Origin of the sequence: Desulfofundulus australicus DSM 11792 (assembly GCF_900129285.1) — a bacterium.
GTDB classification, from domain to species: Bacteria; Bacillota; Desulfotomaculia; order Desulfotomaculales; family Desulfovirgulaceae; genus Desulfofundulus; species Desulfofundulus australicus.
In genome coordinates this window covers 61,552-73,728 of sequence record NZ_FQUW01000004.1, presented here as the reverse complement: position 1 = coordinate 73,728, position 12,177 = coordinate 61,552, and the positions used below count along the sequence as shown (strand labels likewise).

Annotated in this window: 12 protein-coding genes; 10 read left to right on the top strand and 2 right to left on the bottom strand. The window is 58.5% G+C overall.

Features of this window, described 5'->3' with window-relative positions:
* Window positions 1-116 precede the first annotated feature (116 nt).
* From ftsE to BUB44_RS00350, 7 genes are all read left to right on the top strand, one after another.
* A complete protein-coding gene (gene ftsE, locus BUB44_RS00380; protein ID WP_073162344.1) occupies window positions 117-803 on the top strand; it encodes a cell division ATP-binding protein FtsE in 687 nt (228 codons plus the stop codon).
* Window positions 793-1,680 (top strand): permease-like cell division protein FtsX, encoded by an 888-nt coding sequence (ftsX, locus tag BUB44_RS00375; RefSeq protein WP_073162343.1) that lies wholly within the window; start codon window positions 793-795, stop codon window positions 1,678-1,680. The genes ftsE and ftsX overlap by 11 nt, the downstream gene beginning before the upstream one ends.
* Window positions 1,681-1,698: 18 nt before the next feature.
* Complete coding sequence (locus BUB44_RS00370; RefSeq protein WP_083543009.1) at window positions 1,699-2,832, top strand: murein hydrolase activator EnvC family protein; 1,134 nt, start codon at window positions 1,699-1,701, stop codon at window positions 2,830-2,832.
* Window positions 2,833-3,002: 170 nt separating this feature from the next.
* Window positions 3,003-4,160 (top strand): S41 family peptidase, encoded by a 1,158-nt coding sequence (locus BUB44_RS00365; RefSeq protein WP_073162485.1) that lies wholly within the window; start codon window positions 3,003-3,005, stop codon window positions 4,158-4,160.
* Window positions 4,161-4,177: 17 nt separating this feature from the next.
* A complete protein-coding gene (locus BUB44_RS00360; protein ID WP_073162339.1) occupies window positions 4,178-5,422 on the top strand; it encodes a PDZ domain-containing protein in 1,245 nt (414 codons plus the stop codon).
* A gap of 65 nt (window positions 5,423-5,487) precedes the next feature.
* Window positions 5,488-5,679, top strand: a complete 192-nt coding sequence (locus tag BUB44_RS00355; RefSeq protein ID WP_027356290.1) for a CooT family nickel-binding protein — start codon at window positions 5,488-5,490, stop codon at window positions 5,677-5,679.
* Window positions 5,680-5,832: 153 nt separating this feature from the next.
* The gene (locus BUB44_RS00350; protein ID WP_242655761.1) at window positions 5,833-6,471 is read left to right on the top strand and encodes a uracil-DNA glycosylase; all 639 of its coding nucleotides are present in this window, start codon (window positions 5,833-5,835) and stop codon (window positions 6,469-6,471) included.
* A gap of 37 nt (window positions 6,472-6,508) precedes the next feature.
* On the opposite strand, the gene BUB44_RS00345 is transcribed toward BUB44_RS00350, so the two are convergent.
* On the bottom strand, window positions 6,509-6,802 hold the full coding sequence (locus BUB44_RS00345) for a DUF2508 family protein (RefSeq protein ID WP_073162337.1): 294 nt from the start codon (window positions 6,800-6,802) through the stop codon (window positions 6,509-6,511).
* 465 nt (window positions 6,803-7,267) lie between these two features.
* Here BUB44_RS00345 and BUB44_RS00340 point away from each other — a divergent pair, with 465 nt between their 5' ends.
* The 3 genes from BUB44_RS00340 to uvrB all read left to right on the top strand — a co-directional run bounded on the left by BUB44_RS00340 (window position 7,268) and on the right by uvrB (window position 11,612).
* A complete protein-coding gene (locus BUB44_RS00340; RefSeq protein WP_083543007.1) occupies window positions 7,268-8,674 on the top strand; it encodes a sugar ABC transporter substrate-binding protein in 1,407 nt (468 codons plus the stop codon).
* 157 nt (window positions 8,675-8,831) lie between these two features.
* Window positions 8,832-9,539, top strand: coding sequence for a YkgJ family cysteine cluster protein (locus tag BUB44_RS00335; RefSeq protein WP_073162335.1), 708 nt, complete (start codon window positions 8,832-8,834; stop codon window positions 9,537-9,539).
* 30 nt (window positions 9,540-9,569) lie between these two features.
* The gene (gene uvrB / locus BUB44_RS00330; protein ID WP_073162334.1) at window positions 9,570-11,612 is read left to right on the top strand and encodes an excinuclease ABC subunit UvrB; all 2,043 of its coding nucleotides are present in this window, start codon (window positions 9,570-9,572) and stop codon (window positions 11,610-11,612) included.
* Between the two features lies 1 nt (window position 11,613).
* On the opposite strand, the gene BUB44_RS00325 is transcribed toward uvrB, so the two are convergent.
* Window positions 11,614-12,177, bottom strand: coding sequence for a Uma2 family endonuclease (locus BUB44_RS00325; protein ID WP_073162332.1), 564 nt, complete (start codon window positions 12,175-12,177; stop codon window positions 11,614-11,616).

The window sequence follows — 12,177 nt, the reverse complement described above, 5'->3', positions numbered from 1 at the left end:
AAAAAAGCTGAAGTATCCCCAATTTTTGTGGTCCCTGTTTGGTCCGGCAGCACCTGTCTTGAGCCGGGCGTTATTATGGGGGAAATCTGGTTTTCGAAGCAGCTGAGGTGGCATTAATGATCCGTTTTTACGGCGTGACCAAGGTTTACCCCAACGGGGTGAAGGCCCTGGATAATATAAACCTGCACATTAAAAAGGGAGAGTTTCTTTTTCTGGTTGGCCCCAGCGGGGCGGGCAAGTCCACCCTGACCAGGCTCATTTTCCGGGAAGAGCTTCCCACCCGGGGGCAGGTCCTGTTTAACGGCAGGAATGTGGCCCGCATGCGCTCCCGGGAAGTACCTTACCTGCGCCGCAGGATAGGCATGGTCTTTCAGGACTTCCGGCTCCTGCCCCAGAAGACGGTTTTTGAAAACGTGGCCTTTGCCCTGGAGGTGACCGGGGCTTCTTCCCGGGATATCAAAAGGCGCGTTCCGGAGGTGCTTAAACTGGTTGGCCTGGAGGATAAGGCCGGTATGCTGCCCGCCCACCTTTCCGGAGGGGAGCAGCAGCGGGTGGGTATTGCCCGGGCTATTGTGAACAACCCCGTTCTTCTCATTGCTGACGAGCCCACCGGCAACCTGGACCCGGAAACTTCCTGGGGACTGATGGAGTTGTTTCAGCAGATCAACAAAGCAGGAACCACCATCATCATGATCACCCATGCCCGGGAGATTGTGGACGCCATGAAAAAGCGGGTGGTGGCCCTGGAGTCGGGACGGATTGTCCGGGACGAGGAAGGCGGGGGTTACAGCCGTGAGGATTAGAACAATCGCCTACTACTTCCGGGAGGCGTTTTTATCCATCTTCCGCAACGGCTGGCTGTCCCTGGCTGCGGCGGCTACGGTGGCCATATCCCTGGTTATACTGGGCTGTTCCCTGCTGGTGGTGGTGAATACGGACCGCCTTGCGGACCAGCTGGAATCCAGTGTGGAGATCAGCGCCTTTTTAAAGGACGGCCTCGAACAGGAGGAAATCAGGGAGTTAAACGATAAGATCCGCTTCCTTCCCGGCGTGGTTGAAGTGCAGTTTGTCCCTAAAGAAGAGGCTTTACAGGAAATGCGCCGGAGCTTCGGTTCGCGTCAGGATATCCTGGACGGCCTGGAGGATGATAATCCCCTGCCGGATACCTTCCGGATTAAAACCAGGCGGGCCGATCAGGTGGTGGAAGTGGCCCGGAAAATTTCCTCCCTGGACGGGGTGGAAGATGTGCGCTACGGCCAGGGCCTGGTGGAAAGGCTGGTAGTGGTGACGCGCTGGATACGTGTGGTGGGAGTGGGGGCCATGATCCTGGTGGGTGCCGCGGCCATATTTTTAATTTCCACCACCATCCGCCTTTCGGTGTTTGCCCGGCGCCGGGAAATAGGGATTATGAAGTACCTGGGGGCAACCAACTGGTTTGTGCGCTTTCCCTTTTTAATTGAAGGGATGGTGCTGGGACTGCTGGGTTCTTTGCTGGCGGCAGCCCTGGTGTATACCGGCTACCTGTCGCTGGTGGAGCATATGGCCCGGGCGATGCCCTTTATCCCCCTGGTTTCCGACGGGCAGGTGATCTTCAGGTTGCTTGCAGCTCTGGTGGGGTTGGGGCTGGGTATAGGGGCCCTGGGCAGTACCATATCCATCCATCGTTTTTTGAATGTCTAGTTAATGGGGGGAAATGGCTTGAACGGTTTCACCGGCAAGATCATGTCCCTGGTGGTAGTTCTGGCCCTGTCCGGTACCCTCGCAGGTCTGGCCCAGGGGGCCAGCCTGCAGGATAAACTGCAGGAGACCAGGCAGAAACTTTATCAGGAACAGGAGAAGGTGCAGGATTCCAGGCAGGAAGTGCGCGGTTACGCCGAGCAGGTGGCCGATTCGGAGCGGGCCATTATGGCTGTGGAACAGCGCATCCGCCAGCTGGACCGGGAGCTGCAGGCGGCCCTGCAGGAGGTCGACCGGGCCCGGCAGGAGCTGGCCGTGGCTGAGGAGAAGCTGGAAGAGAGCCGCCAGGTGATGAAGCAGCGCCTGAGGAGCATTTACCAGTGGGGAGAAGTCGATTACCTGGAAGTTCTGCTGGCTGCCCGGGACTTCAATGACTTTGTCACCCGTTATGAATTCTTGAAACGGGTGGCGGCCCGGGATGCGGCCATTGTCGCTGATTTTACGGCCCGGCGCGAAGAGGTGGCCGCAAAGAAGGCCCGGCTGGAGGAGCGGCGGGACCGCATTATGGCGCTCATGCGGGAGCAGCAGGCTGCCCGTCAGGAACTGGTGGAGCGGCAGAGGCAGCAGAAACTGCTCCTGGCCCAGGCGCAGCAGGAATTGAGCCGCCACATGGAAGAAGCGGAAAGATTAAAGGCGCAGGAACAGGAAATCCTGCGGCAGATCGCCCTGGAAAGGGCCCGCAGCCACCCTTCGGCGCCCCGGGGCAGCGGGGCCATGAGCTGGCCGGTACCCGGTTACTCATCCATTTCTTCGGGTTTTGGTTCCCGCACGCATCCGATACTGGGTTATGTGCGCCTGCATAACGGCATTGATATCCCGGCTCCCACAGGTACGCCGGTGGTGGCCGCCCAGGATGGAACGGTTATATACGTGGGTACCATGAGCGGTTACGGCAATGTGGTTATGCTCGATCATGGCGGGGGCGTAACCACCATCTACGCCCATCTTTCGGCCCAGCTGGTTTCAACCGGCCAGGAAGTAAGCAGGGGGCAGGTTATCGCCCGGGTGGGCAGTACAGGGCTGTCCACCGGCCCGCACCTGCATTTTACCGTCATGGTCAACGGGTCGCCGGTGAATCCCCTGGGTTACCTGTAACGTGCTTTACCGCCGCGTTTCCGGAAAACCAGGCCGGGAGCGCGGCTTATTTTCTCCGTATATCCTATTTCCGGAAGCCGTTAATTTTATAATGTTGTAATTACTCCGGCCTTATTGTAGTATAATACGTGTGTACAGGAAAGATAAGGCAGGTGGATGTTAAGGTGGGCATGTATTATTATTACCGGCCGGGCAGGTGGGGCCGCTGGCTGGCAGTGCTGGGTCTGGTGGTTTTTCTTGTTATTGTGGTCTTTGGCGGCATGCTGGCCAGCAACTACAAGCATCTGGGGACCCTGCTGGAAGTTATCCACCTGGTTCGCACCAGATACCTGGAGCCGGTGAATGCTACCACTCTTGTTGACGGGGCTATCCGCGGGCTGGTCAAGTCCCTCAACGACCCCTACTCGGTTTACCTGGACCCGGGGGAGTACGCCCGCCTGCAGGAGCAAATCCGGGGTAGCTTTGGCGGGCTGGGCATCCTGGTGGGCATTAAAGAAGATCAGCTGACGGTTATGCGGGCCTATGAGGGGACGCCGGCCTACCGGAAGGGGATCAGGCAGGGGGATGTTATCGTCCGCATTGACGGCCGGGATGCCCGGGGAATGGATCTGGATACGGCTGTAAGCCTGATGCGCGGGCCTGTGGGCACGGAGGTCAAGCTGACCATCACGCGCAAAGGAGCGCCCCAACCCTGGGATGTAAATCTGGTCCGGGAGGAGATTAGCGTACCCACTGTCGAGGGCAGAATGATACCGGGCAAAGGAATTGGCTATATTTCCCTGACCCAGTTTACCGAAAAAACTCCGGATGAACTGGAGTCCACCATTACCCGTCTGAAAAAAGAAGGAATGCGGGCCGTTCTCCTTGACCTGCGCAATAATCCGGGTGGTGAGCTGCGCTCGGCGGTAAAGGTGGCCGGTTATTTTATACCCCGGGGACCCGTGGTTTATATCCAGTATCGTTCCGGAAGAGAGGAAACATATTCCTCGGAAGGCAAAAACCTCAACCTCCCGCTGGTAGTGCTTATCAACCGGGCCAGTGCCAGTGCGGCTGAAATTCTGGCCGGGGCGGTGAAGGATACCGGATCGGGTATCCTGGTGGGAGAAAAGACTTTCGGCAAGGGTATTGTGCAAACGGTATATGAACTGGATAACAGTGCCGCCTTGAAGCTGACCACGGCCCGTTACCTGACCCCGGCGCGTCACGATATCAATAAGAAGGGTATTGTTCCGGATGTGGTGGTGGAACAGGAGCCCCAGGCACAGGTGGACCTGCAGCTGGAAAGGGCCATCCAGATCCTGGAGAGCAGGATGGCCAGGGCTGCCTGACGGGGAGGGTGGTGTAAATGTTTCCTTTCAGCCAGCTGCTGCCGCTCATAGTAACCACCCTGGCTTCCGTTTTCTTTGATCCCCTGTTCTGGGTGGTAATACTTTTGGTGGCCCTGCAGTACCGGCGCATGGCCGTTGCCAGGAATGAGTTTTTCGGCCTAGCGGCTGACGGTGGGGTATGGCGCGATACCCTGGCGGCCACGGGATACGGGCTGCTGGGCGGTTTCCTTGGTAGTTTCATTATGGTGCTGATTGGGCTTTCCCTCACCGGTTCCGGCCTGGTCTATCTCTGGCCGGTAGCTATTTTATTGATGCTGATCAACGCCCGGTTTCTCTGCTTTGCCTATGCCGGGGGGGTGCTGTCGCTCAGCAACCTGCTTTTTGGTTTTCCTGAAATACATATTGCCCAGGTTCTGGCTCTGGTGGCCGTTTTGCACCTGGTGGAGAGCGCCCTGATCCTGGCCAGCGGTCACCTGGGTGCCGTTCCGGTTTATTTTAAGTCACCCTCCGGCCGGGTGGTTGGCGGGTATACCCTGCAGCGCTTCTGGCCCATTCCCATCGTAGCCCTGGCTGCCGTTGGTCCGGTAGCAGTACAGCACGGGGTGGCCATGCCCGAATGGTGGCCCCTGATTAAGCCGGAAGTCAACGGTGAGGCCAGGGATCTGGTGTACACCCTCATTCCGGTGGTGGCCGGCCTGGGTTATGGTGATCTGGCCGTTTCCCGCAGCCCCGGTGAGAAAAGCCGCCTTTCGGCTCTTTTCCTGGGTGCCTACAGCCTCTGCCTCCTGCTCCTGGCGTTAATGTCCCAGCATTTCCGCGTTCTGGCCTTCCTGGCTGCCCTCTTCTCTCCCCTGGGACATGAAATGGTTATATACATCGGAAAGAAGCTGGAATTTTTGCGTCCCCCTCTATTTGTTTCCCCTTCCCGGGGGGTCCGGGTACTGGATGTGCTGCCGGAGAGCCCGGCCTGGCGGGCGGGAATCCGCTCGGGAGATGTATTGCTGGCCCTGAACCAGTACCAGGTAAATTCCCGTTCCGAGCTGGAAATGGTCCTGGCCGGCGCCGGGAGCCGGGTGGAGGTGCAGTTTCTCCACGGGTCGGAACAATCCTGCCGCCGGGAGGTTGTCTTCCGGGTTCCGGACCAGCCTCTGGGTATCGTACCCGTGCCCGATGGTGGTGAGGAAGCTGTGATGGACCTTTCCACAGCCGGTCCCCTGGGGCGATGGTGGCAGGATTTCTGGCGGCGTTTTAAAAGGGCATAATTTGCCGTTGACACCTGTAGCAGGGGGGTCTATAATCGTTTATGAAAAAAGGTGGTGCGTGAATTATGTGTGAAGCAAATGCTTACCTGCGCAAAGAAGGCAGGGAAGAACTGTTTTTTGAGAACGTGGACCGGGTGATCCCCCATGAGGATGGTCTTTTGCTGGAGGATATTTTTGGGCGGCGTAAAATGATCAAGGCCAGGATTGTGGAGCTGGCCCTGGTGGATCACCGCATTATTTTAGAGAAAGAAGAATAGACAAAGTGTAAGGACTTTTAGCAAAGGGGCAGTTAAAACCTGCCCCTTTTCCTTGGGCGTAAAGGGGGGCGGGGCAGCAGCGCGATAAATTACCGGAGGATGGCCGCCGTTCCGGGTATTTCTGCCGGCAGTTTGTAATGGCGAGGTGAAACAGTGTTCTGGTTGCAGGAAAGCCTGTTCAGCGACCCCGGATGGGATCTTACGGGGATAAACGATTTGGAAACCCTGGAGCAAAAGGTCAAAACATGCAACCGCTGCGGCCTGCGGGCCGGCTGCCAGGGAGTGGTTTTTGGGGAAGGTAATCCCCGGGCCAGGGTTGTGCTCTGCGGTGAAGGCCCGGGTGCCGACGAAGATCGCCTGGGGCGGCCTTTTGTGGGAAAAGCAGGCCAGCTGCTGGATAAAATTTTAGAAGCCTGTGGATTCGGGCGATTTGAACACGTGTACATATTAAATACCGTCAAATGCCGTCCCCCGGGTAACCGGATACCCACCGAAGAGGAGCGGGCAGCCTGCCGTCCCAACCTGGAGGCCCAGCTGCGTATTATAAAACCCCGGATAATGGTTTTGCTCGGAGCCACCGCCCTCCAGGCCGTCCTGGACCCCCGGGGGCGCATTACCCGGGACCGGGGGCGCTGGGTGGAAAAGAACGGGGTCTGGATCATGCCCACCTACCACCCGGCAGCCCTGCTGCGCAATCCCAAATTGAAGAGGGACACGTGGGAGGATTTCAAGCAGGTGGTGGCCAAGTACCGGGAACTCATCGACCCCAACCACTACTCCCCCCACTGTTGAAATATCGCGGAATCCCGCCGGCCTCCGCCGGTGGTGTTTAACCCGTACTTCTGACAGGTCCCGGCAGGTCCGGGGGCCAGGCGGTGACGCCACTGCGCCGGGCCTGGTTTAAAAGCGCCATAAATCTCCGCTCTGCGGTGTTAATTTTAAAAATTGCATAATCAACCATTTCGTTATCCACCAGGTGAAATTCCTTTAAAGCTTCCTGCCACTCACGGCGTGCCTGGTCAATAATGTCCACCAGGGTGGGCGTCCGGCGTTTGTAAAAGGAGCCCGGCCATCTTAACAATCCCTTTAAAATTAACTGCCAGAAAGCAAGCAGCCTGCTCAAAGGGGGATCACCTCCCATAACCTATGGTTATGAGCCCTCTGCCCTTCCTAGAAGGGTATTTTTTTATAAACGGAACAGGCCCCGCTCCAATTATATTTCCGGACCTGCCAAAGCATAATACTTTAAGGCAGACTGCTGAGAAACTCTTTATGTGGCCTGGTTTTAAAGGAGGAGCGACCTGGAGTGAGCACCGCCGGGCCGGGCCCGTGCCGCGGACAGGATGTCCGCGGAGGCCACCTGAACACAGGAGGTGTGAATGTGGCCGGTACCCGCCGAAGACCGGAGCCGGGGCCTTTTGGCCCGGCCAGCGATACGACCGGGGGCGACGACTAAAACCAGGGCACATCCCGGAAATATTTTGTCTACAATCTGACTTTAAGGTATCTTTTTTAGAAGCGCCGGGGATCAGGTTGGTCCTTTTACAGGTACTGTATCTATCGGATTTTTACTGCAGGGGGCTTGAGAATGATGAACCGGTACGCCGGGTGGAAAAGGGCCGGTCTATTTGTTTTCCTGGCTGCTGTGCTGACATTAACCGGGTGTCCCGGGAAAAGTGAAGAGCAAAAGATTACCCCCCCGCTGAAGATTGCCGTCAGCCTGGCTGATATGGAGCGGGACGGCAACCGGATGATCAGAGAGGTGATGAACCGGCGTAAACGCGAGGAAAAAGTGGATATTACCTGGCTGGATGCGAAAGGTGATCCCGCACAGCAGGAAAAGCAGCTGCAGAAGCTGGCCAGACAGCGGGTTAAAGCCGTGGTCTTCCAGGCGGTGGACCCGTCAAGCGCCCCCCGCCTTGTGCAGCAGCTGGTGCAGAAAAATATTAAGGTGGTGGCCCTGGAAACGATGCCTGCTGATATGCCGGTGGATGCTTATGTGGCTTCGGATCATACCAGGGCGGGAGAGCTGCTGGCCCGTTTTGTTGACAGGGCTCTTAAAGAAGCCGCCGGCCAGCCTGCCGGGGAGGGAGGGTCATCCGGGGGTCAGGGGCAGGGCGCAGCTCAAATGGTTACACCCGGCAGTCAGCTTCCTTCCAGGCGGCCCCTGAATGTGATGATCCTGGCCGGTGACCCCCGGGATAACGCTGCCCGGGAAATTGTGGCTGCAGCCCGGAATGCCCTGCAGGCCAACCCCCAGGTGCGGGTGGTGGAGGAGGCCCAGCAGGTGGAAAACCAGCCGGCCATGGCCGCCCGGGCCGTGCAGCAGGCCCTGGCCAGGTGGAATAACAATATTGATGTTATTCTGGCCGTTGACAGCCGGCTGGCTGCAGCCGCGGTGAAGGTACTGAAAGCGGCAGGACTGGATAAGCGCGTGCTCACGGCGGGAGTGGGGGCCGATAAGGAAGCTTCCCGTGCCCTGCTGGCCGGGGAACACGATGCAGAAGTGGATAACAGGCCGGATTTGCTGGGACAGTATGCCCTGGATGCAGCGGCGGGCCTGGCCAGAACCGGACACTGGCAGTATGATACCCGGGTGGCCAGCGGGGATTACAGCGTTCCGGCCCGTATTGTACCCGTGCGCTTGATCCAGTCCAGCAACGTTTACCTGCTGCAGGAACGCTGGGGAAAGGAACTGGCCGGCCAAAAGGGCGGCGGCCAGGAACAGGGAAGCAGCCAGAGCAGCGGCTCCCAGTTGCAGGGCAGCCAGGGCGGCCAGAGCGGCCAGGCCGGCGGGGGAGGGCAGAAGCCCCGTACCACCCTGCGCATTACCACCAGGGAAGGGAAAACGGTGGAGGTGCAGATCCAGGGTGAAGTGGAACGCATTGAAAGTGTGGAAGGCGGCGGGGCCGGCCAGCAGCAAGGGCGGCCCATGGGCGGCGGAGGCGGGGCCGGTGGCGGTGCTGCTCCTGGCGGTCCCGGCGGCGGGACATAAGCACGACGGGGCAGGTGAAAGGGCCATATCCCGTTTATCCGGGAATGGCCTTTTTTAAGGGCAGCAGGGTAAATAATACCTTTACAGGGATGGATTTTCCCGTTATAAAGTATAAGATAATTTACTATCCGGTTACCTGACGGGAGGGGAATGCCCTTTGAAGATACAAATCAAAGACTGTTTTTTAAACGGAGAACCGGCCTGCGATGTGCGGATCACCCACCCCGGCGCCACGGTACAGGATTACCTGGATGCCCTGAACAATTTTATCAGGGAAAATTGCCCTCCCTGCAACGGCTGCACCGCCTGCTGCTGGGAAAGGGTGCCCCTCACTTATCCTGACGTGGCCGTCTTTCTAAAGGACAGGCGGTTCGGGCGGCAGTTTAAAGGGGTGCCTTCAGCCCTGCTGTCCTTCCTGCAGCAGTACGGCTACGTTTACGTCGATGGTCCGGTGGTGGATATCGGCCTGGGATTTAAAGCCGATGGCTCCTGTATATTCCTGGATACCCGGCAGAACCGGTGCTCCGTTTATCCCCTGCGTCCCCTGGTCTGCCAGACTTATATCTGCCGCCGGTTCACCCGCCGGGCCCGGGAGCTTAGAAGCCTGGTGGTAAATGCGGGCATGGACGAGCTGGTCCGGCGCTGGCTCCTGGAGAGCAGCCGGTGCGGCCGGCCACCGTTGATCCACGAGGGACGGCATCCCCGCCCCCGCCTGCAGGATTACCCTCCCGGTGCTTTCAGCGGCCGGGAACGTTTTGCGGAGGTCCGGCTGAAGGAAATCTGCCCGCCCCGGTTGTGGCGGGAAATGTATGCGGTGCCTGTAAATGGTAGGGACCGCATTGACAGCCAGTTAAAAGGGGAATAGAATCAATTAAGAAGCGGGGGTGGTTTAGAGTTGCCTTACCAGGAGCGACCCTTTAAACTCAAATCGGATTTCGAGCCCTGCGGTGACCAGCCCGTGGCCATTGCCCGGCTGGTGGAGGGACTGCAGAAAGGTTATCCCATGCAAACCCTTCTGGGCGTCACCGGTTCCGGGAAGACCTATACCATGGCCCAGGTAATCCAGGCGGTGCAGCGCCCCACCCTGGTGCTGGCTCCCAACAAGACCCTGGCCGCCCAGCTCTGCAGCGAGTTCCGGGAATTTTTCCCCGAGAACGCTGTAGAATATTTTATCAGTTATTACGACTACTACCAGCCCGAAGCCTATATACCCCAGACGGATACCTATATAGAAAAGGACTCTTCCATCAACGACGAGATAGATAAATTGCGCCACTCGGCTACCTGCGCTCTTTTTGAGCGGCGGGACGTGATCATCGTGGCCAGCGTTTCCTGTATCTACGGCCTTGGCGATCCCGAGGAGTACCGCACCCTGGTGCTCTCCCTGCGCAAGGGGGGCACCTATGACCGGGATGCGGTGCTGCGCAAGCTGGTGGAGATCCAGTACGAGCGCAATGATGTGAACTTCACCCGGGGTAAATTCCGGGTGCTGGGGGATGTGGTGGAGGTCTTCCCCGCCTCCTATACCGAAAGGGCCATCCGCATCGATTTCTTCGGAGACGAAATTGAACGGTTGCTGGAGTTTGATGTGCTTACCGGGGAGATCATCGGTGAACGCCAGCATGTCTCCATTTTCCCGGCCAGCCACTACACCGTTTCCCGGCCCCGCCTGGAAAGGGCCATCGAGGCCATAGAAGAGGAACTGGAGGAAAGGCTGGCCGAACTCAGGAAGCAGGGCAAATTGCTGGAGGCCCAGCGGCTGGAACAGAGGACCCGTTACGATATCGAGATGATGCGGGAGATGGGCTACTGCAAGGGCATTGAAAACTATTCCCGCCATCTTACGGGAAGGGCTCCCGGGGAGCCGCCCTATACCCTGCTGGACTACTTCCCCCGTGATTTCCTGCTCTTTATCGACGAATCTCATGTGGCTGTACCCCAGCTGCGGGGGATGTACGAGGGCGACCGTTCCCGCAAGGCAGCCCTGGTGGAATACGGCTTCCGCCTGCCCTCGGCCTTTGACAACCGGCCCCTGAAGTTTGAGGAATTCGAGCGCAAGATCAACCAGGTCATCTTTGTTTCCGCCACCCCCGGCCCCTACGAACTGGAGCACAGCAGCCAGGTGGTGGAGCAGATCATCAGGCCCACGGGGCTGGTGGATCCCGAGCTTTCGGTGCGGCCCACCCGGGGCCAGATCGATGACCTGGTGGCGGAAATCCGGCAGCGGGTGGTCAAAAACCAGCGGGTGCTGGTAACCACCCTGACCAAAAAAATGGCCGAGGATCTCACCGACTACCTGCGGGAGCTGGGCATCAGGGTGCGCTACATGCACTCGGAGATCAACGCCATCGAGCGCATGGAAATTATCCGGGACCTGCGCCTGGGGGTTTTTGACGTGCTGGTGGGGATTAACCTCCTGCGGGAGGGTCTGGACCTGCCCGAGGTCAGCCTGGTGGCCATCCTGGATGCCGATAAAGAAGGTTACCTGCGCTCGGAACGCTCCCTGATCCAGACCATCGGCCGGGCCGCCCGTAATGCGGAGGGCAAGGTAATCCTTTATGCCGACCGCATTACCGAGTCCATGGACCGGGCAATTAAAGAGACGGAGCGGCGGCGCCGCATCCAGATGGAATACAACCAAAAGCACGGCATTATCCCCCGCACGGTGGTCAAGGGAGTGCGGGATGTGATTGAGGCCACGCGGGCAGCGGAACCAAAGGCTGCGTACCGGGCCGGGGACAAGCCGCGGCCCAGGAAGCGGACCAGGAAAGAGCTCAAGCAGTTAATCGCCCGCCTGGAAAAGGAAATGCGGGAAGCTGCCCGCCACCTGGAGTTCGAAAAAGCGGCGGAACTGCGGGACGCTATCATCGAGCTGCGGCTGGAGCTGCAGGGCCTCGACAGGCGCCTGGTGCCCGTGGGAGAAGTGGTGGGGGAGTAGATCAGGCCCACACTTTCGAAAGGTCTACGGCCAGTCCCGGAAAAATTTCCGGTTTAAAGGGTTCGTTACCGGTGGCCCGGCTGACCAGGGTGTAGGCCCCTTCCTCCAGGCGGTACTCTTCCACCGTGGTGGTGTCGGGGTCGACCAGCCAGTAATAGCACACCCCGTAAAGGGCGTACACGTGGGCTTTGGTGATCTTGTCCCTGCGGGAAGTATGGGGAGAGAGAATTTCCACCACCAGGTCGGGTGCACCGGCAATGTTTTTCTCGGTTATAATTTCCGCCCTGGCGTGGGAGACAAAAATAAGGTCCGGCTGGGTAATGCTAATATTGGAAAGGATTACGTCCAGGGGAGCATAAAAAACCTCTCCCAGGTCGTGTTCCAGAACGTGGGCATCAATAATCCGCTGCAGGTTGCGGGAAACCCGCTGGTGGCGGGTGGTGGGGGAGGGCGTCACGTGCAGCACCCCTTCCAGGATTTCATAACGGTTACCGTCGTCGGGCAGGTCAAGATAATCCTCATAGGTGAGGATGATCTTCCCTGCCGGGGGAGTGGGGATACTCAT